Source organism: Staphylococcus sp. HMSC063F05 (assembly GCF_001837075.1).
In the GTDB taxonomy this organism is placed as follows: Bacteria; Bacillota; Bacilli; order Staphylococcales; family Staphylococcaceae; genus Staphylococcus; species Staphylococcus epidermidis.
Genome location: NZ_KV831362.1, coordinates 1 through 25,906, shown reverse-complemented (window position 1 = coordinate 25,906; position 25,906 = coordinate 1). Strand labels below are relative to the sequence as shown.

Sequence of the window (25,906 nt, the reverse complement as noted above, 5' to 3'; positions counted from 1 at the left end):
CTTTCTTATTTTTCTATGAGATGTTTTAATGTTTGCTCTAGTTCTTCAAACACATATTTCGTTTCATCATACTCAGTCGTATCAAATTCTTGTGGTAAGCAACTTGAAATTGCTTCAAAAACAGCTTCTTGTTGTTGTTGCCCATTGTCAGTTAACGTAATTATCAACTGTCGTTTATCAGATTGTTGACGTTCTCTTTTAACCCAGCCAGATTGCTCAAGTCTTTTTAGTAAGGGGGTTAAAGTATTACTAGATAAATCCAAATGTCTACCAATTGAATTTAATGTTTGAGGATTCTCTTCCCATAACGTCAGTAATACTAAATACTGAGAATAAGTTATACCAAACTGTTTTAACTTTTTCTCATAAAATTGAGCAAATAAACGACTTACATTATATGCTGAAAAACAAAGCTGATTCGCTAACCTCATTTGTTCTTGTTTCACATATCCACCTCTTTTCAATCGCGCGCGATTGATTATAGTATAAAATGACTCGCATATATTCACAATATATATGCTCACAATTAAAATTTTCTCATTAAACCATCAACTATAAAGTTAAAGCGACTTGGAATAATACTATATCCAATCTACCCTGACCACTAATCATAGAAAAAGCCCAAGACACTCTGTGAGGTCTTAGGCTTTCCATAAGCGTTATATTTAAATTTGATTTACATTTTCAATGACAGTAACATCTCCATTTTTAACATTAGCTAACACAGAGAAGTCATTATCTTTGTTACTATCATAAATGAGTTGGCTTGAATTTCTATCATCCGGTTCATTATACATACTTAAAAATTGATCTTCTGAAATATGATTAGGTGCTACACCTACGCTAACAACTTCATTATCATCGTAGGCTACAGCTAAATCACCATATTTTTCGTAACTCCACTTCAAACTTTCTACAGAACCATTGGATGTTCCAAATTTATCTTCAACTTCTTCACGTGTCATTCCATTATAAACACCTCTATATCCACTTGTTGAAGCTGACTTCATATAACCTTGATCAAAGTCATCACTAAAAACATCAATGCTTGGACCAGTGGATTGATCCCTATTTTGACCACTTTCATTTGATTGCTGAGACTGTGTTGTTTGATGACTTTGCTCATCACTAATATAATGATTGTAAGTATAGTACGCACCATACAATAGCGCTGCTATCAACAAGACAAATATAATTGATAATACAATTAGCCAACCAGTATGTTTTTGTTCTTTATAAAATGTTGAATCATGATGTTGTCTTTCCTCACGAGAAATATACGATTGCTGTTCACGCATATGTTCAATTTGATTTTCACTTTTTCTTTGTGTCGATGTCTTTAAATGTTTTCCACATTTATTACAAAATGACTGTTTCTTTTTTATCGGATTTCCACAATGAGGGCAGAATTTCATTTATATCACCTTTCCTCTAAACGATTGTATTCATCACGCAACTGATTCACCTGAGTTAGCCCTGCTTTCATAAGTATAAATATAAATAGCCATGCAATCATAATTAATAAGATATATTTTAAATAACCACTACTTAAAAGTGTTATTTCCGTATCCCATATTCCGTGTAATGTCACTGCCACAAAAAAGAAAAATATAAAACGTTTATCGATGATATTCGCCCATTCGAAATGCTTTGTTTCTTTCACTATTACTGCCGCAGCACCAACAATAGCTGCCCAAACGAGGTGACTACCTAAAGCTGTCCAACCTCTTTGTATAGTGATTTCAGTAATATTATTAACTCCATCAAATAAATTAAATCCAAACCTAAAGATATAACCAGCTGATTCAAACACCGCGAACCCTGCACCAACAGCAGCACCGATAAGTAATCCATTGAGTATTTTATTTGTTTTTAAATAATTAATAAATAAAATAACAACAGTTGCTTTTCCAAGCTCTTCAACAAATCCTACTATGAACGCATCTGTTATAGTCATAATTCCATAGTATTGCGATTCAGTACTAAATGTAACAAATTGATATAAAATCATTGTACTAATGAGTGATAATACACCACCAATAAAGAACATCCTCATTACATCAAAGATACTAATGTTTTTAAATGCATTAGATTCGAAGAAGAAGATTAATCCTGAAATAGGAACTAATAGTGCGCCAATAAATATCATACCTGGTATGGCATTGGCATTACCAAATATATTTGTTAATATCCATAACGCTAGGAAAGTGATACCTAAAGCTAAAAATACACGCGAGAACACCCAAGGTCTTCCCCACTCCTCGGAAACTTCATTAATATGTGGCGTCGTACGCTTTGTTCCAGCAATAAATACATCATCCGCTTCATCTTTGGTGTGAGATTTAAACACCTCAGAAAACATGTCACGCAAATTTAATTTTAAACTTTCATCATTCCCTGCTAGCCTACCTATTGATTTCGTTGTGTTATTAAATAGATGCTTGGCTTCTTCTGTCAATCGAATATGATCTGCAGTTTCATTTTCAATTTCAGGTTTTGTATTTGAATATGTATGTGATGCTATATTGTCATTTGAATTTGATAATGTTTGCTGAAGAGAATGACCACAATTGATACAAAACTTATCATCGACATTTACTACTTTGTGACACTTTGGACATTGTCTATCTTGACTATTAAAATTATGTTCAGTTTTTGTCTTTGGATTATCGAACACACTTTGCCCACAATTAACACAAAATTTATCATCCTTCTCTAAATGTGCCCCACAATTAGAACAAATCAATTCAATCCCTACTTTCAAGTTATCTCTATAAAAAAGTTGTTATCAATATTTTAAATTAATTCTCATAAAATCGCTATATTCTATGACAGATAAACTGTTAAATTTCGTTTTGCAAAAATAAAATGTCGATAAAAGCGACTGCTTTTATCGACGTTGTTCTTCGTATCTTACACGCTGACGATATCCATATGTGCTTTCTTTAATGAGTTCATCATTAAGTAAACCAGCACCTATTGCACCTGCAACTGTCGAAATTGAAGCTGCAAACCATGGAATACTTAAATATAAATCAATGCCTGCAGGACCTTTTAATCCAACTTGCTGACCTAAAAATCCTGATGGCAATAATACGATTTCAGCAATTAAGAATAGTAAATAAAGAATAATATAATAAATTATAATGGCAAAAATCAATGTCATTATTGTTGTAAGATTGTATAACCAAGTAATACGCTTATGGTTGCTTTTATTAACTGGTTCCCATAAATCATGTGACATCATTATCCATATTAGCATTCCAATAATCGCAATAATTGAAATTCCAAATAAACGCCACATTGAAAAGTTATAAGCCATTTGCCACATCGTTGTAAATACAAGTCCAAATGCACCTGTAGTAAATGCAATAGCTACTATATTACTTAAACTTGCCATCATATTTAATGGATTATTCGCAAATGTCATTCCACTAACAAGGCGAAACATGCCTCTAGAACGTGAACTTGATAAATATCTTAAGTGATAAGAGTCTGTTTCTTTCATATATATTGTTTCTTTGTCTATTTTAGAGAGCGGAAATTGTTTTTTCACTGAATTTTCTATTTGATTATTATTATCATAATTACGACTTTCTTGTTCAGCTTCATTTAATTCTTGAATAATATTATAAATCGCATGCTTGAAACGTTTTTTTACTGGACGCCAGCCAAATGCCGGATATGAGAATATAGCTGCACCATTTTCCATATTAATATCTAATGCCATCACTTGTTTGTCAGCAAACATCGGTAAATCTGTAATTGCTATCACATAATCCCATTGTCTCTTATCGTGATAATCGGCTACTTTCTCAAAAATTTCATCTACAGATTCAGCAAAACCAGTAAGCGGATCAGTAACTAAATCAAAAATCCATTCTTGTTGATGATCATAATGCGTAGATAACATTTTAGGCATTTCTTGTATGAGATTTTCTGCAAGGCGTTCAGTAACACCTGGAGCGACGACTAGACCCACAGTTTTTTGATTTGTCATGCGTCATCCTCCTCTCTATGTCCTTGTTTTTTACCTTCATATTGTTCATTATTTTCATCTTTACTTGAAGTTTGTTGTTCGACATTCTGTTGTGATACATCACGAGAAGTTTCTTGTTCTTTTTGTTCTTGCTCAGCTTCTTTATAACGATGATATTGTCTATAAGAATAAGTAATACGACGTATTTTCTCTTCATTTTCAACAGTTGATCCCATAGCTCCAGCTAAAAGCCCTAATGATGATACAAACCAAATCAATCTCATATAATTTGAGAACGTAAATTGTGCTTGGGCACTCGTCCAACTATTAAATAATTCCACAGGGACAAAGAGTGTAATACTGATGATTAACAATAAATATAAAATGACATAATTTATGAGTGTAATCAAACTTAGTGTAACAAGTGTGGTTGAATTATAAATATATCGATATACACGCTGAGATTTAGCAGTTTTCTTTTCAATCAATTGATGCGCATAGAATAGCCATCCAGCCATCCCAAGTATAGCAATCACCATCAATATGATAAGTCGAAGCGGTGAATAAATCACGCTTAATTCCCATGGCATTGAAAATATGGAGACATAAGTTCCTGTTGCAAAGGCAACTGAAATGATTTTCTTAAAATTAAAGATGTTTTTCCAAGGCTGATTTGCTCGTGTCAGTCCACCAATTAACTGAATCCAACTTATGATAAATAAAATATTAATATATCGTTGCTTTGATGTGGCGTCTTCGTCAGGTTCTACAGCCTTCACGCGTACAAAAGGATGTGGCGCATTTTTGTCTTTCGGTTGATTATAATATAATTGTTCAATCAATGAAGTCATCGTTTTAACTAGCTTGCGCTTCAAATCAATAAAACCTAGTGACGGTAATGATAGCATTGCAACATGTTTGTCACTATTAAAGTCGCTGACAACCACTTTATTATCTGAAATACTAGGCAAATCTGTCAGACAAACAACGTAATCCCACTGATGTTCCTCTTTAATTTGTGCTGCTTTTTCAACACTTTCATGTACATCCTCTGCAGATCCTATCATGAGATCGACTTTAATGTCGAAATTCCATTGACTATGTTTAGTTCGCTTTGACAATAACTGTTTAACATTTGGAATTATTTTTTTTGCATGTTGATGCGCTATACCTGGCGAAGGTATAATTCCGACTGTTTGCATCGTCGTTGTTCCTCCTTTCTAATTTTTAAATCAACTTTATTCATAGTTAAAGTGCACGTGATCACGCTGATAAACGTCCTTAACGTACACTTTTATTTTCTTACTCATTAAGTTTTAATTGTAACATTTATTTTGCCAACACGAGTGGTGAGAAGATAATATAACTTACTACTACTAAAGCAAGAACAATAATACCTGCAACGTAACGATATTTCCATGGCGTCATATCTACTTTCGGTTGGTGCGTGCTTAAATCAAACTCACTAGATGGTTTAACTTTGTTAAAAATCAAAATAATAATTAAATCTACAAAGAATAATACACTAAATGTGTATAGATAATTAATTTCTGTAAATACAAAGCTGATTATAGCGTATAAAATTATATGTGTGAAGAGTGTCACTTTAGCGCCCAATTTAGATGTGCGTTTAGAAAAGAAAGCGATTAAAATTAAAGCTAGCACTGGCATACTATACACACCATTAAACTGTTGAACTACTGCATAAAGACCACTAGGGAATAATGAGATGACTGGTGCAAGTGCTACAACAATAACTCCAATGATTACAGTAGCAATATGGCCTACTCGAGCAATATGTTTATCTGATTTATTTTTTCCAAAAATAGGTTTATAGAAATCGAGTGTTAATAGTGTAGTTGTACTATTCAATGAGCCAACAAATGAGCTCAATATTGCACCAAAAATAACCGCACCAAATAAGCCGAATGCCCATTCTGGTAATACTGAAGTTACAAGTGCAGGGTAAGCGTTATCTGATTTATCAAGACTACCATTAAAATAGTTAAATGCTACTACGCCTGGTAAGACTGTAAATAAAGGTCCGAACACTTTAAATAAGCTTAAATATATTGCACCTTTTTGAGATTCTTTTAAATTTTTAGCTGCGAGTGCTTTTTGAACTATCATCTGGTTTGCGCACCAGAAGAATAAATTGTTAAAGAACATACCGAAGAATAGGGTTGGCCAAGGTACAACATCCGAGTCCACCTTACCAAAACCATTCAATTTCTCAGGCGTGTCTTGCACGATTTTGTCGAAGCCATGTAGGAAGTTGCCATCTCCTAATTGACCCAGACCTAATATTGTAATCGCAAGTCCAGCTATAATTAAAGCCATGCCATAAATCGAATCACTAAAAGCACTTAACGATAAACCACCTATAAATAAGTAAATAATGCCAATTATACCAATAATAGATGAAATAATAATGACAGCAGTTGAACTACTTACACCTAAGTATTCATCAACTTTAAACATTTTATTGAACACTAGGGAACCAGAATACAATACTACAGGCAAGAAAGATACGACATAGGTAAAGATAAATAAAATGGAGACAAAACGTTTAGTAAATGTATCATAACGTAATTCCAAAAACTCAGAAATTGTATTAACACCGTATTTTAGATATTTAGGAAGAAAGACCCAGGCCAACAATACAACTGCTACGGCAGCCGTAACCTCCCAAGCCATTACTTCCATTCCTTGTGCATAGCTTTGACCATTTTGCCCAACAATTTGTTCTGTCGACAAATTGGTCATGATAATTGTAGAGGCAACTGTAAATCCAGTAAGGCTATTTCCTCCCATAAAATAACCATCTGAACTATTCGTTTTAATTTTTCTTGATTGCAAATAGGCATAAAAAGAAATGCCACCTACGACCATAATAAATAAAATAATCGATATCCAATTCATTTAATATGTTCCTCCTTTTCACTTTAGTCGATTGGATATAATTAAAATGAATCCTAAAAAACAATGATAGTGACTTATACGTAAAACAATGAATTTATCTACATCAACTTAACAACATATTATTGTAAAGTGATAAATATTTCATATGTGAATTGCGTTTGTCATTTCGTGCACAACTCATATATAGACAGAAATATAAATTTTAAAACTTCTTTTTTGTTTTTAAATTGAATTGTGCGCTTTAGAACATTTTGTAATAGCGACATTTTTTCCATATAATTTTTTAAAGTATCCTCGCACTAAATTAAACTATAGAAATCACTTTATCATTTTAAAATAATAATTAAATTTTTATACTAAAAAAGCGAGACCGATTCTTTTCAGATTCGTCGTCTCGCTCCCTTATAACTGACTATGATACGAAACAGTCAGCAACAAGCATTTTTCAATTCATTTATTTATAAAAAAAGTTTCAAACATTAAAACATATGATATAAGTATCCAACCTTTAATACGTTTGTACTATTTGTATGGTTGATTATCATGATTATGGTTTTCTCGTTTATTTTGATCATTCAATGCGTGATCATGATGAGATGTTGATGGTTGACCAATATGTGGTTCATTCATATTATATTGTTGTTGTTCACGTTTCTTTTCTTCTGGCACAACATGTGAATGTATGTCATTACTATATTGAGAATTGATTTGGTCATTTTGTGTTTGTGGTTTACGTACTAAAAGCATGATACCTGCTATTAACCATAAGGCACCAGCAATAAAACTTAAAAAGAGACCAATGATTCCTGTAATAACAAGTAATATTCCTGATACTTTTGCATTTTTGCCAATTAAAATAGCGGCAACTATTGATACAATTAATAAAATGAGAAGTATAATAATTAAGACAACACCTAAACCTAACATCAAGTTATAAGTTTGGTATGCTAAATCATATTCCCCCGGATTTTCTTCTATAAATCCTTGAATCATCCCATTTTTAAAATCACTTGTTTGTGTCATTATGAAAAATATGCCTATTAAAAATACATACAACAGATGTAATCCATTGCCAATCCATGAAAGTATTAATTCACCTTTACGTTGTATCATTCTTGTTTCTCCTTTTCACCTATTCATTTAATTCCCTAATTTTTTTAAACATATGCATTAAATTAGATATATTGTAATTTATCTTTCTTAAAATATATAAATATTAATGCTTATCATTTATCATCGTATAATAAATTCTAGAAGTAATCCAGTACATCATTGAATAAAAAATAATAAATACAACTATCACACCTACGTAACTAGTAGCATACAGTCCCAAATCATATTGACCAACGATTCCTAATACAGAGTATATGATACGAAAAGCAGCTAGCGTATGTATAATTGCAACAATTACAGGAATAAGAAATACCCATATTACTTGTTTATTAATTGTTTTTTTGATTAAAATTTCATCTAATCCTAGTTGTTTCATCGTTATATATGCATCTCTATCTTCATGTCCTTCTGAAACTTGTTTATAATACATCATAAGAAATATACCTATTAATAAAACTAGAGATACAACACTTCCTACAAAAATTAAACTTGAGTTGACTTGTTTCCACATCAATAGGTTTTGTTTTTTCACTTGAAATTCAATATCGTGTTGAACACCTATTTTCTTAATACGATGATTCAACTTATCCTTTTCTTTTAATACATTAAATTCAACCGCAGTTTGGACTTGATTAGGAGTGATGATTAAATTTTCATCATTGTGATTACGATATTCATTAACAATACGATCCATCAGTTGTTGTTGATTCACAATTAAAGTTATACCATCTGCATAGAGTAAGTTATCTATATTTGTCGACTCAATATATTTAACTCTGTATGTTTTCCCGAATATATTGAGCGTTTTCATTTTTTTAAATAATGACACACTTGTACTTATTGCAATTTCATCATCATCTAATTTTATTTTTTTATTGTTTTTATTATAATCACTTTTATTATATATAGAAATAAAAGAGTTGAATTTTTGCTTATTTCCAAAATTAAATAAACCACTCGATACAGTTTGTCTTTTTAGCTTTTTATGTTTTAAGCCTCCCTGCAATTCCGCTCCAACCATACCTCGTGCATAGATTTTAAATTGACCAGTTGGAACTTCTTGGCGAATATCTTTTTTTAAATTTTCTATCTTACGTTGAATTTTGCTATCTTTATGAAAATCACCAATATAATAACCTGCGTAATCATTTTTAAATGCAAATTCAAACCTATGATCCATATTTCTATAAGTTGAGACTGTCATACTTAACGTAACAATCAGAAATGTACACATAAATGAAATCGTAGCTAAACCAATCGCACTAGATTTTACGCGTGATTTGAGTCCTGCAATAAAGAAAAAATGATTGGGTTTATAATAATAATGATCTAATTTTTGTAACATTTCTAAAACTATTGATCCTAAGCTAACAAAGAGCAAATAGGTACCGATAAGCGTTGACAAAATCGCAAAAAATATAATCCCCAAGGAACCGATAGCCGTGTTAGGTTTTATAGCTAAATAATAGCCAATCCCTATAAAAATTAATCCTAAAATTAAAAATATTATTAACCGTACACGTGACTTTTCATGCGTCTTACTTTTATTTTTAATCAATAACTGTAAGGAGTTTTTAAATGATATTTTAAAATTGTTAATAACAAACAATATGATCATCAAACTAAGTAGCATGGTTAATGTGATTTTCATTGACAAAACATCAAATGGATAATCTGACAACTGAGGTTGATGCGTATTAACTATTTTATTAAATAACATAAAAAAGAGCTCACCAAATAAGTAACCTCCAACAATGCTCAAGATTGCAGATATAATAAATTGAATGAAAAGTTCAATCAAGATGATGAGTCTTAGATGTTTTTTCTCCATACCAAGAGCCATATTTAAGGCAAATTCCTTTTTCCTATGATTCATAACAAAGTGATTTGCATAAATTAAAAATATGAATAATAACATCGTCATAAACACTATTCCAATAATCGCAGATATTTTTAATTCAGGATGATGCTCATTAAAGTAAATGTTGGTTGTTAACGATAACAATATGTATTCAATACCGAATAAAATACTTATTACGCTAATAAATGGAACAATGATATGACGTTGATTAACAAAATTTTGTTTAATCATTTTCCACAAAATCTTGAAAGTCATATTAGTCACCTACTCCATTCAATATGGCCAAACTATCGGCAATACGCTTTTGATAATCTGTTTGCGATTCTTCACCACGATAAATCTCATGATACAAACGACCATCTTTGATGAAGATGACACGGTTCGCATATGACGCGTCAATATTTGAATGTGTCACCATTAATATAGTTTGATGCTTTTGATTAATTTTTCGAAATAAACACATAAGGTTTTTAGAGGTTTTTGAATCAAGTGCACCAGTGGGTTCATCAGCTAATAATAATTTAGGTCGTGCTATCAACGCACGGGCTATAGCTATCCGTTGTTTTTGTCCCCCAGATATTTCAGACGGATATTTTTCAAGCAAGTCTTCAATTCCTAATTGTTCACTTATTTCCATTAAGCGTTTTTGCATTATTTTCGGACGTTCATTTGCAAGTACAAGAGGCATCAAAATATTATCTTTGTTCGACATCGTATTCAACACATTAAAATCTTGAAACACAAATCCCATCATTTCTCTGCGAAAGCGTGCAATGTCTTTATTCTTCAATTGATTAAGCGGCAACCCGTCTAACTTTATTAATCCTTCAGTTGTACGATCAAAAGTAGCAATTAAATTGAGTAATGTAGATTTACCTGAACCTGACTCGCCCATGATTGCTACAAATTCATTTTCATCAATTTCAAGGTTCATTTGATTTAAAGCCATTGTCGTGTTCATACCTCTGCCATAGACTTTTTTTACATTTTTAACCTCTAATAACACTATGCAAACTCCTTTCTACCCTTCTACTACATCATAAAATAAAAAGAATGCCAATAACATTCATGAAATCTTACAAATATCATTGGCAAACTTACAATTTTGAAAGTTTATTATTTTTCTTTAGTAAAATGTATAAAAAATACTGTCCCATGATTCAACTCTGATTGTACAGTTACTTGTATATTTAAATGATTTGCAATGTGTTGCACTATAAATAGACCTATACCAGTTGATTGTTCATTCAATCTACCGTTAAATCCTGAGTATCCTTTATCAAAAATTTTAGGAATATCTGCTTTACTAATCCCAATACCATTATCTTTAATCTGTAGAGTTTGATTGGCAACATCAAAATCTATCCAAATATCTTTACCTTTAGCATATTTTAAAGCATTATTTAAAAGTTGCTCTATCATTATAGAAGCCCATTGTGCATCGGTTAAAATAATGTCCTCACTTTTTTCATAATGGATTTGCGTCTTTTGTTCAATAAACTGAATTCTATATTTTAAAATCAACGGGCGAATCAAATCATCAACTGTCACTTTGGTAATTGTCATATCTGACTCTTCATTTAATAATTTTAAATAACTTAATGCGAGACTTGTATAATTATCAATGTGCACAATTTCTTGTCGAACACGATTAACTACATTCTCCTCGTTTCTCTCCAAAAGTAATTGTGAGGCAGTGATAGGTGTTTTAATTTGATGTACCCATGTTAAAAAATAACTTTCAACATCGTTACGATATTCAATTTGCTGATTCTTAACATGTGCTAACTCATGTTCTAAATATGCTACTTTATCTTTAAGATGTTCATTCTTTTTAAAACTTAAATACTTTATCCACCAACGTACACACATCAATAGTAATATTATACTGATTGCTAGTACGTATGCATCAAAAGGTAAAGAAAACACATAAAATATAAGTGCAAAAAATAATAGAATTATTAAAATAATTGAAATCTCATTACGAATCGATTGAATATATGCAAACTTCATATGTCTCAAACCCTGTATCCTACATTTTTCTTTGTCTCAATTAAATCATCGACACCGATAGAAAGTAATTTTTTTCGTAATCGTGTCATATTTACTGCGAGCGTATTATCATCAATAAAATTCTCAGACTCCCAACACTTCTCAATTAAAGCTGTACGACTTACATATTTATTTTCATTTTGAAATAACAATTTTAATATCTGTAGCTCTGTTAAGGAAAGTTGAACATGTTCATTATCCTTGCTAAGCTTGGCCTCATCAACAATTAGTTTACAACCTTTAACAGCTATTTCATCACGAGCTATTGATAAATCATAAGTGCGACGCAATAGTGCCTGAATTTTAGCTACTGTTAAAGACAAGTTAAATGGTTTCTCGATAAAATCATCGCCACCCATTTGGATAGCCAGAATTTGATCCATATTATCTGTTCTTGAACTAATAAACATAATAGGCACATGAGATACTTTTCGCATTTCTTGGCACCAATGGAAGCCATTAAGTGTTGGTAGATTGATATCTAATAATACGAGTTGTGGTTCTACTCGGCGAAAATCTTCCATTATCTTTTCAAAATTATCAACCACATGCACCTCATAATTCCATTTAGATAGCTCATTAGCTAAACTTTCAGCAATCACTAAATCGTCTTCTACAATGAAAATCTTCATATATGTTCACCTTTCACTATCTTTTCACTCTTATTTATCATCATTTGAATTTTTATTTTGTTGTTGTTCTTTGTCGATATAATCATGTTGTTGCTGATCTACATGATTCGAATTTTGTTCTTTTGAATTTTTCTTTCTACGTTTTTCTTCTAATACGCTTAGTACAATAAACAAAATAATTAATATTGGAGATAACATTACAAATATCATTGTCTCACCTTCTCTTAGGGTCTCTAGCTCCCAATAATTATGATACCTATTATAGATTATTTTACATGTTTATTAATAGGAAATACATTGTCATGATGCTATTATTTTAACAATATTATAACTTTGAGAGATATAAACGAACATCGAATATAGAGTCATACATTTTATTTAAGTGATAAAATTTTATAATATGTAAAAATAATATTACTTTACATTATATTTACTAAAAACTAACTCTCAGTCAAAGTTTGTCTTCTATACTTAAATTATCATACATATTGGGAGGCAATTTATTTATGAAATTTATGAACAAAATGGGTAAGACGACGCTTGCTTCATCAATCGTAGCAGCATCCGTTTTAAGTACGGTAAACGTATCATATGCTTCAGGTAGCTCAGAACAAAGTGCTCAAACTAAGCAAACACAAAACGATGCCATTGCTTTCGGCAACACAAAAAATCCAAAAAATGTCATCTTCATGGTTGGCGATGGTATGGGACCTTCTTTTAACACTGCATATCGTTATTATAAAAATAAGCCTGGTGCTAAGAAAATGACTCCAACTGCATTCGATAAATATCTAAAAGGAACAAATCGTACTTATTCTAATGATCCTAAAGAAAATGTTACAGACTCTGCTGCTGGAGGAACAGCTTTTAGTACCGGTCACAAAACATATAACGGTGCGATTAGTGTTGATACAAATAAAAAACCAATTAAATCTGTGCTAGAACAAGCTAAAGAACAAGGAAAATCAACTGGTTTAGTAACTACTGCTGAACTTACTGATGCAACACCTGCTGTATATGCTGCTCATGTAGATTCACGCGACAAAAAAGATGAAATTGCACAGCAATTTTATAATGATAAAATAAATGGTAAACATAAAGTCGATGTGATGTTAGGTGGCGGTGCAAAATACTTCGGTAAAGAAAATAAAAATTTAGCGAAAAAATTCAAAAAAGATGGTTATGATATCGTTTCTAATAAAGATGAATTAAATCAATCACAAAGCAAGCAAGTTTTAGGTACTTTCTCAGAAAAAGATATGCCATTACAAATAGATGCACCTCAATCTAATCCGTTGCTAGTAGACATGCAAAACAGTGCACTAAATAAATTAAGTAAAAATAATAAAGGATTCTTTTTAATGGTTGAGGGTGCTTCAATTGATAAAGCTGCCCACCCTAATGATATCACTGGTGTGATGTCTGAAATGTCTGGTTTCGAAACTGCTTTTGATAATGCTATTAATTATGCAAAGACACATAAAGATACACTTGTTGTAGCAACTGCAGACCACTCAACTGGCGGTCTATCAACCGCAAAAGGTAAAGATTATAAATGGAATCCAGAGGCTATTCACAAGATGAAACATTCTGGAATGTATATGACAAAACAAATCGCTGATGGAAAAGATCCTGAAAAAGTAATTAAAGATGGATACGGCATTGATTTCCCAAATAAACAACTCGATAAAGTCAAAAAAGCAGCAGACGAGCTTCACAAATTACAAAAAGAAGGTAAAGATGACAAAGACGAAAAAGTTGTAGAACAAACAACAAAATTACAAAATGCAATTCAAAAACCAATTAACGATGCTTCACACACAGGTTGGACAACCAATGGCCATACAGGTGTAGATGTTAACACATATGCATATGGGCCAGGTTCTAACAAATTCAAAGGGAATATGGAAAATACCCAAAGCGCTAAAAACTTATTTGACTTTTTCGGAAACAATGTAACATCAAATCAAAATTAATTATAAAGTTTAAATTTAATATAATAAGAAAGGGACAGTCGTCGTCATGACCACTGTCCCTTTATCATGTAAATGATATATTTTATACACATAAGATGTAATAACAATTAAATATAAAATGCTTATAATTCTGCATTCGACATTGTGTTCTTTTTGATTTGATGCTTTTTAAAAAGTTGGAACCCTACTGCGCTTCCAATAACGAACGCTGATGCTACTGTTACTCCAATAGTTACACGATTAGACATATATGTTTCATCTTTCACATTTTTTTGTTGCGCTAAACGTGCCATTTTATTTTTAAAAATATTCATAACAGTCTTGTGTGCTTTAGCTTGAGTTAGTTTATATACTACCCAAGGTAATGTAGGTTCATATTCTTGTAAAGCAATAATACCCTCATTGGTGTTTCTTATTCTTCGGAATTCAAAGCGTGCATTTCCACCATCATTTGAATGTGCTAAATCGCCACCCACAATATTATATACCACCATATCTTCTGTAGAGTCAGCTTCATCACGTTCCATTTTTAAAATAAATTTATTAATGAAGGGCAAATTCATATTAAATTCTCGTTCATTTATCGTACCTTTAACGAGATGTAGTGTGATATTATTGATGAATTTTGCATATTCTTTAGTCACATCTTTAATCGAATAACCTTCCGGAATTTTAAACCGTGTAATGGCTCGTACATCTTTAATTTCTTGATGCATACGCCCAAATGATTGAGAATTTTTCGAATCCGACTTTTTCTTAGAAGTCTTTTGTTCTTCTCTTAGTGCTCTTTTCACACTATCTTCAAAGGTGATATTTCCTACGGACAAGTTAGACACAACGCGTTTTCGATGTGGTACCATATCGTGAGTTAAACTATTCATTAATGGATATACCATTTCTTTCGGTACATTTGAAATCAGTTGTACCCAATACCGACTTACGATAATGGGTATAATAGGTAAATCAAGCATAGGCAGTCGCTTATCAAGTACGTTAGCTGTGCGCTGTATCAGCGTTTTATAATTCATCACTTCAGGACCTGTGATATCAATTGCTTCGTTATCTTTGGGTGTTCGATTCACCAATGCTGCTAAACCATCTATCACATCGTCAATGGCAACAGGTGCAATTTTATTGTAAGCCCAACTAGGCAAAACCATTGCTGGCAATCTCTTAACTAGTCGTTTAAGAATTGGATAAGAACTTCCTTTTGCACCAATAATTAAACCTGCACGTAATGTGCTAACTGGTATACCGTAATCACCAAGAATTTTTTCACATTCAAGTCGACTTCTTAAATGTGCAGATAGCTCATCATTTTCTGGTATTAAACCACTCATGTAGACAATATGCTTAACACCCTGCTTTTGCGCCGCACGCGCAAAATTATCTGCTAACAATGCATCCATATCTTCAAAGCTAGCCTGCGTTAATTTTGCTGATGGCATCATAGAGTGTACTAAATATATCGCTGTATCTACATCTTTCATTACTTTTGTAATTTCGTCCAAATCAAATAAGTCTGCTGACTTCCACGTGACATTTTCTTCATCCGTTTTATTATGAGTATTTCTGGATATAGCTATCACTTCATGATCTTTTTTTAATTTATTCTTGAGATGGCTACCAATATAACCTGATGCACCAGTTAGTAAAATTTTAGACATGCACTCCCCCCTAGAATGTGTTTTAATGTTCTATAAAAATAGTTAGATTGTATACTTATTAAATTTGTATTGGTTATCATTGCTATATGTTAAATGTTTACCCAAAAATATGAAACTGAGACAAGAGTCACATGATTCTTGTCTCAAAGTACCCATAATTATATTATTTCCCGGTAAATAACAACTTTCTTTAAGAAATCTGTTGTTTGCAGTTTGATGAACTTGGATATTCTGGTTCCCCAAGAATTTCGGCCATTAACTTTTCACTGCTTTTCGAACTATCTTGTTTCATCAAACGATGAACCACTTTTGAATAATTTATATAATCAGTGCTACAAATTTGTTTAGCTAACATGCGTTCATTTAAAGAGGCTTTAAGAAAATCACCCACTTCAAACAAATCAAAATAAAAACCAACACTTTGTTTATATTGTTGCTCGTCTTCTTGAAGAATAAAGACTGGCTTGTTTAAATGTATATAGTCAAAAATGGTCGACGAGTAATCTGTAATCATACATTCACTCAGAATATACAGTTCTTGAATATCAACAAGTTCATTGAAATAACAGTGAATTCGATTATCTATTTGATTATATCTGGTTCTTAAATGACTTTCATTAGGATGAAGTTTCACAATAATCTCGTAATTCTCTGGTAAATATTTAAGTAAATCTTTTAAATTAATCTGAGTGACTTCTTTTCTTTGATTTCCCCTCCAAGTGGGACAATATAATATATATTTTTTATCATCATCTATCTTATACATATATTTAAGCTGTAACTGCTGGCGCTCTTGTAAATTATTATTATTTATTAAATATTCATTCTTAGGTGCGCCGTATTCTAGAACTTTAAGATTGGGATTTTTATTTAGCATAAAAGCAGATTTCAACAACGTCGTATTAATATCTGATGATGTCAAAATGTAATCCCATTTTTTCATGCGTGGTATGAATGCCTCTAGTTGTTGTTGTCTTTCATGTTGTTCATTTAAATCATTAACCATTTTCTTTAATGGAAAACCGTGCCATGTTTGAATAAATATCTGTTCTGAAGACTTGTACACTTTATCCCACGAGTTACCATTGATAAAAACATACTTACACTTTCTAAACGTTTTAATATATTTCTCGCTTCCAAATCGAACAGGTGTAAAACCGTAACGTTTGATTTCCATATCAACAAGTGAATTGGTTGAACTCACATATAATTTTTTATGAGCATACTGTCTCTTAATAGCTAGAGCAATATATTTAGGATCTCCACTAAAATTCTTGCCATGGAAAGACTCTATAAATATTGAATCGTCGTCTACAGGTATTTGATTTAAATTTTTGATATAGTTCATATGCGTTCTTTTTTCATAGTACGTTTTACATTTATTAAATAAATATTTATTTTTTCTAATTAAATTCATCCAACGACTCTCTTTTAAACGACTTGCTATATCTATTTGTTTTTCACTACCGAGATGTCGATGAATTTTCTTCACTTTTACATGTTGAGATGAAGAGAAAGTCTCAACATTATTTAAAAATTCCTGTCCATAATTAATGCATTTAAACGTACTTTCCAACTGTCGATAATCTTTTTGTCGATCACAGTGACTATATTTATAGTTTAGAAAGTCTTTAATTATTTTACTATCTTTAATCATATCTTTGGTTAAAAAACGTATCGCTTCATATGGTGCGTAGATATCCTTTAACACGTTATCATCACCATAGTAAACTAGAGCTTTATTACCCTGTGCAATCGTTTCTAATATAGAATAGCCGAGCGTTTCATATGGCGAACTAGATACATAAATATAACTCTGTGGTTCTTTTTCATTAATATGAATATAATCATTAAGATGATAGTAATTTATCAAATTTTTGTAAAGCATCTCTGAAGGACCATATCCTATTAAATAAAGTTGAGCATCATCAACAATTTGGTTTTTAATGATGTAATTAAACAATTTAATAATATATGAAATATCTTTAACTTCATCCTCAAAACGTGCTTTAATTAAAAAATTTCGTTTAGTATTTATCGGCTCTGATTTTAAATCGATATGTTGTGCATTTACGTATTGATTAAAAACCCGATGATAGTCATATTTAGCTATAAATTCATTTTTAATTCTAGCTGTACTCACTCGAACACAATCAATACAGTCTAATGCTAAATCTATATTCTCATTAATATATTCCAATGGACCATGTATTTCACCAACAATCTTAATCTTGCTATTTAATTTTTTAACTAGATATGCATGATTAAAGAAGGTTTCTCTAGTAATTATAAGTAGGTCTCCATGAGCAAGTTCTTTTCCACTATTAAATTGATGAATATGAAGATGCTTTGTGCTCAAACCTTCGTAAATAATTAGTTTTGTGATATCACTTTTATTATAGTCCTGATAATTAAAGTAGTGTACCTCATGTCCAATTTCTAATAAGCTTTTCACTAAGTTAATATTACTTCTTGATGTTCCGCCCTTGGCGAAGATATTATATCCAAATATGTTAATCTTCATTTAATATCTCACTTCCCAAATACATTAAATTATTTCATCTTTAATATGTAGAACTCGCGAAAGATATTATACTTAATATTTGGAATTTTATCTACTTTGTATATAATTAAAATAATTTTGAATTTCAAAATTAAAAAAGACACGACATGGTCGCAACCGACCTAGTCGTGTCATCATATAATTATCATCAGTGAATCTTAATATTCAATGTTTGGAGCTTGGTTTACATGATTTTGGTATTTTTTGAAACCATAGAACGCTGCACCAGCTAATGCTAAAATAACTGCTAATTTTTTCATATTAATAACACTCCTTTCAAAGATGCGGTTCTTGAACAAACAAAATGTTCAACAGTTAGTTACTATTATACACGTTTTATAGTTGTTTTTAAAAACTTGAATTTCAAATTATCGTAATTTTTTCCTTATTTTCTAAAATTCATTATTAATTTTGAAACTACATAGATTTATTTTACAACTTAAATTACGATTTATTCTTATACTATTTCACCACAAAATATATATATCGTAAATTCATACCGCATATTCATTTAAATGTAGTCAACATAGAAACACTATTTTAAGTCAAATTGTTACTTTCACCATAAATTAAGAACTATAAAATATAACATAATCTTAAAACATCTCGTCCTTATCAAGATTTTTTAAGTAAGATATTGTTGTTTATCATTTATTAAAAATGTTTTATGAATACGTTTGATTGATACCTTCATATAATGCATTAATAAATTCTTCCATTGTTGGTGTCCAATTTTCTTTATTGGTACGATTTTTTGTACTAGTATCTCCATTTTTAAAGAATGCTTTTCTTAAAGCAGTCGTTAATTCTAACTGAACGCCAGTGTTATTGTCTTCTCTATTAATGAAGTTTTTATTATTTTGACCACCAAGATACTCTGGTGGAACTTTAACTGTAAATCCACGTGCAACAAGTTGCTTCTCTATAGCATTTCTTAAATCTGAACGGGGCCCACCAAGATAGATAATCTCCTCACTACCTGATGCGCCATGAATCGAAATAGTTGCAGTACGGTTTTTAATCATTTGATTTAATGTCGGATCATCATAATGTGTAGACGTCACATGTAATTCAGAGTTATTTTTAGGTCGAATGCCTTCAAATGAATAATAATCATAATTACCTTTATCCGCTAATGCTTTAGTTAATTCTGTTGTACCTTGTTCAATACTTCCACCATGTGGAGCCACAATGAGTACTTGATTCCCTGTATTTTTTGTGTCTTTTCTCCAATCTACACCTTCAGTTGTTTCTTTTTCTAACTGAGTCATCGATTGGTATTTATCTATTTTACGTTCTGTAGATGCTAAACTTACTAAAGATTTACTGCTATCAGTTTTAGAAGTAGTTGGCGTTGAAAATTGCTTTGCTTTAGTAGTTGTACTAACTTGAGTCGATAAAGTAGGTTGTGCCTTTGTCGTAGAGGATTGAACTGTTTTAGATTTTGTTGACGTTGACGGAGATTTTGTTTTACTTAGTTGTGTAGTGTTTTTCTTAACTGAAGTTGTATGACTTTTAGTTGATTGTTGTGTCTTTGTTGATATTTTAGCTTTAGAAGTTGGCGACACAGTAGTTGCTTTATGAGAAGTTGTGCGTTTCACAGAAGTAGGCATTGTTTTTGAACGTGTTGAAGTTGTTGAACTCTTACGAATGGTAGGCTGAGTCTTGGTTGTTGTGCGCGTTTTATTTACTGTGGTAGATTTTTTTGCTATTGTAGTTTTTTTAGTTGATGACGTTTTGGGTGATATAGCTTGTTTGGTTGATGTAGCTCTTTTTATTGATGTAGCTCTAGATTTAACAGACGTATCTTTAACTGAACGTTTAAAATTGGACGTCGTCTTTTGAGTTGGAGATGACTTAGTTACATGTGTTTGTTGCGTTTTCATACTTGCATCAGCATACTGATTGTATGAACCTATTGTCCCTACTCCAATAAATAAAGTAACGAAACTTAGCGTCACTTTCTTCATTGAAAAGAACCGTGAAATACTTTTGACTTTCATATCAATTCTCCTTATGAATTATTAATATAAAAATTATACTAACTTATTTTTGCAAAAAACAATATTTTTATTAAGTCGCGGGATGTTTTTTATATTATATCAATATTTTTAAAACATTGATATTACTAAATATTTTCACTAAAAAAATTTTTTAAACAATAACAAAGAGTTTAAGATATAAATCCTTAAAAAATAAGACACCTTCATATATTTTAATAAACACCACCAAATTAAATTAACAGAGGGCTTACATATAAAAATTATAACAAGCCTCAACTTAAAAGCTTATGCTATCAATGGGAAGTTATGTTAGAACTGCTCAAAAATATATCGCGATATGTTAATAAAATTTTTGGAACGAAACCCAATGGTGATTTTAACTAATCTCTATGTCTTAATAGTAAAAGAATAGATTTTAATCATATGTATATCGAAATGGTGGAAATGGCTTTAAATGTGATTTTAATATAAATAAATGTGATGATTGTTCAGCATGTTCTTTGAAACGGCTATACATAAAACCGTGTTCATAATAAATAAGAAAATCATGAAAAATGATAATTAGAAATACTTTAAAATTCAAACTAATTAAAACCTTTCTTAACTAGAAATGAAAAACTATAGTCATAGAAAATTGGCTGTAGAACCTATTTGGGGATTTATGAAGGTTATTTTGGGTTTCACTCAAGTGTCAGCTCGATCTATAAATAAAGTCAAAGGGAAAAAATTTTTATTAATGGTGCTTAATATTAAGAAAAATAGCGACTCAGAGATTTGAATACTTATAAAGTATCTCTTTTGTCTCTGAATATCAAAGAAATAAACCTCACTATCATTACATAAAATAACTTATCGGAAGTTACCTATTATCGAATATTCTGAGATGATATAATATACAGGTCGCCTATCTCTCAGGCGTCAATTTCGACGCAGAGAGGAGGTGTATAAAGTGATGCTTATTTTCGTTCACATCATAGCGCCAGTCATCAGTGGCTGTGCCATTGCGTTTTTTACTCATTGGCTTAATAAACGCAACAAATAATTAATAGGTGACATATAGCCACACCAACAAAAATCCCCTCACTACTCGCAATAGTGGGGGGATTGGTGTATAAGTGAATACTTATTTTCGTTATCTAAAGTATAACACTGATTAGTAAGGGAATGCAAAAGCATATCAAAGACCATACTTATTTTTTCTCATTTTAAAAGCAACATCTCCACCTTCTAAAATTTGGATGACAGAATTTCTTACTAAAGTATTATCAATGGATCCTAAGTTTTCATTGTTTACACTTCCTTGACCGTTTTCATTTTCCATTGTCACTATTAATTCTGCGTCGCCAAATACAGGTATGTTAGCGTTATGTGTAGCAAAAATAAATTGTCTATTAATTTTTAATTTACGAATATTTTCAACTAAATTGTTTGTTATAAAAGAATTATCTAAATTATCTTCTGGTTGATCTACTAAAAGAGGATCATTATTACTTAAAGTTAATAGATTCAAAATAGCAGTGCACTGTTGTCCTTTGGATAAATGATTTAGAGATCGGAATTTCGTATCTTTGTCACTTCCAACATTCAATCGTATATCTATAATATTTTCTAGCTCTATTGATTCCAACTTTAGAATTCTCTCATAGAGCATATTTGAAAGAATATCTGCTGTGTGTTTTTTTAAACCGCTATCTTTATATTCCTCGTATATAGCTTCACTGTCTCTATCCTTAATTAATTTAATAAACTTAGGAAAATTAAAGCTTTGATGATTTTTTATCCATTTTAATGTTGAATCTCCTAATCCGTTTTCCTCTTTGAGGAACTCTATTAAATTATTAACATTTGCATATGGTTGAATTTTAATGTTTACTTGTTTTTTTAAATATCTATTATTTATTTTTTTTACGCATCTGTTAAGATTTTTTAGTTGTTCATCAAATATTTCTTTTAAATCTTCTTTAAGTTGTATCCTTTCATTTTCTAATGTTTCAATAGATGTTTTAACTCGAGATAATTGTGTTTCTAATGGTTCAATAGAAGTTATTTGTTTTTGAGTCTCAGTGTATTCATGTGCTATATCTTCTTTAGTTTTACCTTCTATATCATCTAGGGATTTAATAGCTCTATTGATTTCCTTCTCAATATTTTTTTTCTTTTCTTTCCAAACATTATAAATTTTTTCTATTTCGTTTTGTGTAGTATCTTTTAGGTCAGTAAACATAGATTTTATTTCTTTTAATTTTTTATTATGATTGTCTGTAATATTTTTAATACTATCAAAAATCTCAACATGTTTAATTTGTTGATTATAATTTTCGTTAAAAGGTAAAATGATATTTGTTATAGAAATATCATTGTCTTCAATAATTTGTTTAGTATTCTGTATGTATTGTTCTTCTCTAGATATTTTACCCTGTACTTCTAATTTCTTTCCAATACCTAGTTCATTGAAATGTTTTAACTTTTCTTTTAATTTAGGTAATTGATTGATCTTTTCTTGTAAATTTTCAAGATCTTCTTTAGCTTTAATTAAAGATTTTGAATTTGAATGTAAATTAGTTTTTATTTCTTCTTTTTTATCATTACTTCTATCATCTTTATCTAAAAATCGATTCAAAATGTTTAGTTTTGCGTTTTCATTTGTAGTTAAATCGATAATTTCATTTTGGCTATAGACCTCTATATTAGGGAGAATATCTTTAACTGTGTAATTTGACACATTGTTGTCTATATCTTTAATTATAGGATCTTCATTATATCTTTTTATTATCTTAAATTGTTTACCATATTGTGCATGTGATGTGACAATTAATTCTACTTTTCCACCGATTCCTAAATTAGACTTACAGATGTTTTCAAAAGATGTGTTTGTATTTTGACTCGTAGGAGCTATATCTAATGCATAACGAATTAATTCGATAAGTGTTGATTTTCCAGTTCCTCTACCACCAATAATAGTATTAAGATTTGAAGATAAATCTAACGAGAGGTTATCCAAGTATCCCATAGAAATTTTAATTTTATCAATAGAAGAATGTGGAAATTTGTTATTAATGTCAGAGTTTAATTTAACTCTAGCATCAGGATCTCTAAAAGCTAATTTAAAGCTTTCAAAATTAAGCTTTGACATTTTAATTAAACAACTTGAAGTATCTAACGCTAGATCTTCCGGTTTACTAATATCTTTAGCATTAATAAGAGCAAAAGGAGTTTGTTTTTGATAATTAGGATCTTTATTTTTAAGTATACTAGTATACTTAGGGTCTACTTCGTTTTTTTTTGAAGGTATTTGTGCTGCTATTAATTTATCTGATTGCCAGAGATTGTTATGTTTTCCTTTCAAGATGCCATTATCACTGGTAACATGTGCTGCGTACCAAAATCCTCCTCTATCTAATACTTTTTGTGTGATTTCATGAAAACTTAGAGTACTTGGAGAATTACCTTCTTCAAGATTTGATAATCCTAGTTCTCCTAAGTATCTCTCTAATTCTCGTTCTTCGGTATTTTCTGAAAATAAACATACAATGTGAACTTTTTCTGATGTGGAAATTTCAAAACCTGGAAATACAAGGATACCTTTAGATACTAAATATTGTCTGAGTTTACTCGAGTTATCAACGTTACCATGATCTGCTAGACCAATAATTGATATATTATTGGTCTTACAATATTGGTATATAGACTCATTATATTGTTCCTCTGTCATTTCATGTTCTAGGCCTCTATATTTAATGTAACTATATGGGTTAACTTGCAAAGCACATTTGTAAAATTTAGCGTAGCTTTTAGACATACTGTTATCTCCTTTTCAATAAAAATATAGCGTTATATTAAGTATATAGAAAATTCTATTATTTAAGTAATTTTATCAAAGTTTCATAATGTAATCATCAATATAAAAGTAATTATTTCTTTTAATTTAGTTATATTCAAAAATTCATCACAACAGCAGTAGTGAGAAGGTCTAGTATATTACTTGTTAATCACAAGCTATATTGAACTTATTTAGATATTTTTCTTTTTGAAGACAAATACAACAAGAACTAAGTTAAATTTGCATAAAATATTATCAATATAAAGTTGATAGTATGTTGTAAGTTATAGGCACACCCTAATCATACTGATATAGTAGTTGAATTTATAATGACTCAAACGTATGATTTGGGTGTATATTAATTATGGAGTGAAAATAAATGTCGGCTATGCGAGGGTATTATCCATGGATCAAAATTTAAAAAGACAACTGGATAATTTGAAAACGTTTGGTGTGAAAAACATTTACAGAAAAACAGTCTGGGGAATCTATTAAAAATAGATTGTTATTTCAATAATTTCTTAGTTTTGTGAGGGTGGAAGATGAGGTTGTAGTGTAGTCATTTGATCGTTTAGGCCTTAATTACGATGAAGTGATCAAGACAGTTAATTATTTAAAAGACAAATAAGTTTAATTAATGATTACTAGCATACCTATGATGAATGATGAGATTGGCAATTCATTATTAGATAAATTTATGAAAAATCTATTCATTCATATATGAGCAATGGTTTCAGATTTTCTCACTCCTAAATATTTTCTATTGAATACAAACGCTCTTCTCCATTAATTTCACAACTAACGTCAAATTTATTAGGCCTTTGACTATTCTCGCTATATTTCACTTCAATTTTAATATTTTTTACTTCTCTCCCTTTTTAATTGCTTTTTGCCATTCTTTCTTCATGTTATACCATTCTCCGTTCTCTTTAAATGAGCGGTTGATGTATTTACTTTGGGGGACGAGATTATCTATATCTTTAGAACCTCCGAATCCGCGCGCAATTAAATGACCGCCGTCATCATCTGGTAATCGGTCTTCTCTTCCTACTGTTCGTTGCGCATATGAATTACGTCCGCCATCTAGAAGTGATAGGTCATCCGCATATACTTCTTTAATACGGCCTTTGTGATCCGTTCGATACACGTGTCCATGCGGTGTTGTATATTCGATGTTGGCCTTCAATTTCTTAGGCTTCATAAATCTGCGTTCATAATGGTCACCATATTCAACCTTTGTAAGATTTGGGGCTTCTTGATAATGAATATGATTTTATAGTTTTCAATCAAAACCACCCGTATGAACGGGTGGTTTGTT

19 protein-coding genes and 2 pseudogenes are annotated in these 25,906 nt (G+C 30.8%); 3 read left to right on the top strand and 18 right to left on the bottom strand.

Going from position 1 to position 25,906, the window contains the following annotated elements; genetic code table 11:
* Positions 1–5: 5 nt before the first annotated feature.
* The 12 genes from HMPREF2576_RS10035 to HMPREF2576_RS09980 all read right to left on the bottom strand — a co-directional run bounded on the left by HMPREF2576_RS10035 (position 6) and on the right by HMPREF2576_RS09980 (position 12,769).
* Positions 6–446, bottom strand: coding sequence for a MarR family winged helix-turn-helix transcriptional regulator (locus HMPREF2576_RS10035; protein WP_002467790.1), 441 nt, complete (start codon positions 444–446; stop codon positions 6–8).
* Positions 447–665: 219 nt separating this feature from the next.
* The gene (locus HMPREF2576_RS10030; protein WP_038398823.1) at positions 666–1,415 is read right to left on the bottom strand and encodes a zinc-ribbon domain-containing protein; all 750 of its coding nucleotides are present in this window, start codon (positions 1,413–1,415) and stop codon (positions 666–668) included.
* Between the two features lie 5 nt (positions 1,416–1,420).
* Complete coding sequence (locus tag HMPREF2576_RS10025) at positions 1,421–2,746, bottom strand: PrsW family glutamic-type intramembrane protease (protein WP_002467821.1); 1,326 nt, start codon at positions 2,744–2,746, stop codon at positions 1,421–1,423.
* Positions 2,747–2,890: 144 nt separating this feature from the next.
* Positions 2,891–4,000, bottom strand: a complete 1,110-nt coding sequence (locus HMPREF2576_RS10020) for a hypothetical protein (protein ID WP_001830606.1) — start codon at positions 3,998–4,000, stop codon at positions 2,891–2,893.
* Positions 3,997–5,181 (bottom strand): hypothetical protein, encoded by a 1,185-nt coding sequence (locus HMPREF2576_RS10015; protein ID WP_002485476.1) that lies wholly within the window; start codon positions 5,179–5,181, stop codon positions 3,997–3,999. The genes HMPREF2576_RS10020 and HMPREF2576_RS10015 overlap by 4 nt, the downstream gene beginning before the upstream one ends.
* A gap of 127 nt (positions 5,182–5,308) precedes the next feature.
* A complete protein-coding gene (locus HMPREF2576_RS10010) occupies positions 5,309–6,901 on the bottom strand; it encodes a solute:sodium symporter family transporter (RefSeq protein ID WP_049386860.1) in 1,593 nt (530 codons plus the stop codon).
* A gap of 522 nt (positions 6,902–7,423) precedes the next feature.
* The gene (locus tag HMPREF2576_RS10005) at positions 7,424–8,014 is read right to left on the bottom strand and encodes a DUF4064 domain-containing protein (protein ID WP_002485462.1); all 591 of its coding nucleotides are present in this window, start codon (positions 8,012–8,014) and stop codon (positions 7,424–7,426) included.
* A gap of 103 nt (positions 8,015–8,117) precedes the next feature.
* The gene (locus HMPREF2576_RS10000; RefSeq protein WP_002470142.1) at positions 8,118–10,130 is read right to left on the bottom strand and encodes an ABC transporter permease; all 2,013 of its coding nucleotides are present in this window, start codon (positions 10,128–10,130) and stop codon (positions 8,118–8,120) included.
* Between the two features lies 1 nt (position 10,131).
* Complete coding sequence (locus HMPREF2576_RS09995) at positions 10,132–10,881, bottom strand: ABC transporter ATP-binding protein (RefSeq protein ID WP_001830627.1); 750 nt, start codon at positions 10,879–10,881, stop codon at positions 10,132–10,134.
* 110 nt (positions 10,882–10,991) lie between these two features.
* Positions 10,992–11,888 carry a sensor histidine kinase gene (locus tag HMPREF2576_RS09990; RefSeq protein ID WP_002456718.1) on the bottom strand — a complete coding sequence of 299 codons (897 nt, stop codon included), beginning with the start codon at positions 11,886–11,888 and terminating at the stop codon, positions 10,992–10,994.
* A gap of 5 nt (positions 11,889–11,893) precedes the next feature.
* Positions 11,894–12,559: a response regulator transcription factor gene (locus HMPREF2576_RS09985; RefSeq protein ID WP_001830679.1), complete on the bottom strand. Its 666-nt coding sequence runs from the start codon at positions 12,557–12,559 to the stop codon at positions 11,894–11,896.
* Positions 12,560–12,589: 30 nt separating this feature from the next.
* Positions 12,590–12,769 (bottom strand): hypothetical protein, encoded by a 180-nt coding sequence (locus HMPREF2576_RS09980; RefSeq protein ID WP_002456719.1) that lies wholly within the window; start codon positions 12,767–12,769, stop codon positions 12,590–12,592.
* A 296-nt stretch (positions 12,770–13,065) separates the two neighbouring features.
* Here HMPREF2576_RS09980 and HMPREF2576_RS09975 point away from each other — a divergent pair, with 296 nt between their 5' ends.
* Positions 13,066–14,535, top strand: coding sequence for an alkaline phosphatase (locus HMPREF2576_RS09975; protein WP_002456720.1), 1,470 nt, complete (start codon positions 13,066–13,068; stop codon positions 14,533–14,535).
* 122 nt (positions 14,536–14,657) lie between these two features.
* On the opposite strand, the gene HMPREF2576_RS09970 is transcribed toward HMPREF2576_RS09975, so the two are convergent.
* The 4 genes from HMPREF2576_RS09970 to HMPREF2576_RS09955 all read right to left on the bottom strand — a co-directional run bounded on the left by HMPREF2576_RS09970 (position 14,658) and on the right by HMPREF2576_RS09955 (position 20,768).
* The gene (locus HMPREF2576_RS09970; protein ID WP_002485467.1) at positions 14,658–16,202 is read right to left on the bottom strand and encodes an NAD(P)H-binding protein; all 1,545 of its coding nucleotides are present in this window, start codon (positions 16,200–16,202) and stop codon (positions 14,658–14,660) included.
* Positions 16,203–16,392: 190 nt separating this feature from the next.
* A complete protein-coding gene (locus tag HMPREF2576_RS09965; RefSeq protein WP_002485461.1) occupies positions 16,393–18,726 on the bottom strand; it encodes a CDP-glycerol glycerophosphotransferase family protein in 2,334 nt (777 codons plus the stop codon).
* Positions 18,727–18,923: 197 nt separating this feature from the next.
* Positions 18,924–19,025 carry an SE2200 family small protein gene (locus HMPREF2576_RS09960; RefSeq protein WP_002437978.1) on the bottom strand — a complete coding sequence of 34 codons (102 nt, stop codon included), beginning with the start codon at positions 19,023–19,025 and terminating at the stop codon, positions 18,924–18,926.
* A gap of 405 nt (positions 19,026–19,430) precedes the next feature.
* Positions 19,431–20,768 carry a poly-gamma-glutamate hydrolase family protein gene (locus HMPREF2576_RS09955; RefSeq protein WP_002485463.1) on the bottom strand — a complete coding sequence of 446 codons (1,338 nt, stop codon included), beginning with the start codon at positions 20,766–20,768 and terminating at the stop codon, positions 19,431–19,433.
* A gap of 949 nt (positions 20,769–21,717) precedes the next feature.
* On the opposite strand from HMPREF2576_RS09955, the gene HMPREF2576_RS12225 reads away from it, so the two are divergent.
* The gene (locus HMPREF2576_RS12225; protein WP_107362593.1) at positions 21,718–21,810 is read left to right on the top strand and encodes a type I toxin-antitoxin system Fst family toxin; all 93 of its coding nucleotides are present in this window, start codon (positions 21,718–21,720) and stop codon (positions 21,808–21,810) included.
* Between the two features lie 135 nt (positions 21,811–21,945).
* Here the strand turns inward: HMPREF2576_RS12225 and HMPREF2576_RS09950 are convergent, their stop codons facing one another.
* Entirely contained in the window at positions 21,946–24,567 is a 2,622-nt protein-coding gene (locus HMPREF2576_RS09950) for a TrlF family AAA-like ATPase (RefSeq protein ID WP_002484637.1), read from the bottom strand.
* A 396-nt stretch (positions 24,568–24,963) separates the two neighbouring features.
* On the opposite strand from HMPREF2576_RS09950, the pseudogene HMPREF2576_RS12565 reads away from it, so the two are divergent.
* Positions 24,964–25,309 (top strand): annotated as a pseudogene (locus tag HMPREF2576_RS12565) (recombinase family protein); the annotation flags it as partial.
* A 28-nt stretch (positions 25,310–25,337) separates the two neighbouring features.
* On the opposite strand, the pseudogene HMPREF2576_RS09945 reads toward HMPREF2576_RS12565, so the two are convergent.
* Positions 25,338–25,861, bottom strand: a pseudogene (locus HMPREF2576_RS09945) (DNA/RNA non-specific endonuclease); the annotation flags it as partial.
* Positions 25,862–25,906 lie beyond the last annotated feature (45 nt).

Excerpts from the sequence above, each read along its gene's own strand:
- HMPREF2576_RS10030 (WP_038398823.1), bottom strand. The coding sequence starts at position 1,415 with ATGAAATTCTGCCCTCATTGTGGAAATCCGATAAAAAAGAAACAGTCA.
- HMPREF2576_RS10020 (WP_001830606.1), bottom strand. The coding sequence starts at position 4,000 with ATGACAAATCAAAAAACTGTGGGTCTAGTCGTCGCTCCAGGTGTTACT.
- HMPREF2576_RS10015 (WP_002485476.1), bottom strand. The coding sequence starts at position 5,181 with ATGCAAACAGTCGGAATTATACCTTCGCCAGGTATAGCGCATCAACAT.
- HMPREF2576_RS10010 (WP_049386860.1), bottom strand. The coding sequence starts at position 6,901 with ATGAATTGGATATCGATTATTTTATTTATTATGGTCGTAGGTGGCATT.
- HMPREF2576_RS10005 (WP_002485462.1), bottom strand. The coding sequence starts at position 8,014 with ATGATACAACGTAAAGGTGAATTAATACTTTCATGGATTGGCAATGGA.
- HMPREF2576_RS10000 (WP_002470142.1), bottom strand. The coding sequence starts at position 10,130 with ATGACTTTCAAGATTTTGTGGAAAATGATTAAACAAAATTTTGTTAAT.
- HMPREF2576_RS09990 (WP_002456718.1), bottom strand. The coding sequence starts at position 11,888 with ATGAAGTTTGCATATATTCAATCGATTCGTAATGAGATTTCAATTATT.
- HMPREF2576_RS09985 (WP_001830679.1), bottom strand. The coding sequence starts at position 12,559 with ATGAAGATTTTCATTGTAGAAGACGATTTAGTGATTGCTGAAAGTTTA.
- HMPREF2576_RS09980 (WP_002456719.1), bottom strand. The coding sequence starts at position 12,769 with ATGATATTTGTAATGTTATCTCCAATATTAATTATTTTGTTTATTGTA.
- HMPREF2576_RS09975 (WP_002456720.1), top strand. The coding sequence starts at position 13,066 with ATGAAATTTATGAACAAAATGGGTAAGACGACGCTTGCTTCATCAATC.
- HMPREF2576_RS09970 (WP_002485467.1), bottom strand. The coding sequence starts at position 16,202 with ATGTCTAAAATTTTACTAACTGGTGCATCAGGTTATATTGGTAGCCAT.
- HMPREF2576_RS09965 (WP_002485461.1), bottom strand. The coding sequence starts at position 18,726 with ATGAAGATTAACATATTTGGATATAATATCTTCGCCAAGGGCGGAACA.
- HMPREF2576_RS09960 (WP_002437978.1), bottom strand. The coding sequence starts at position 19,025 with ATGAAAAAATTAGCAGTTATTTTAGCATTAGCTGGTGCAGCGTTCTAT.
- HMPREF2576_RS09955 (WP_002485463.1), bottom strand. The coding sequence starts at position 20,768 with ATGAAAGTCAAAAGTATTTCACGGTTCTTTTCAATGAAGAAAGTGACG.
- HMPREF2576_RS09950 (WP_002484637.1), bottom strand. The coding sequence starts at position 24,567 with ATGTCTAAAAGCTACGCTAAATTTTACAAATGTGCTTTGCAAGTTAAC.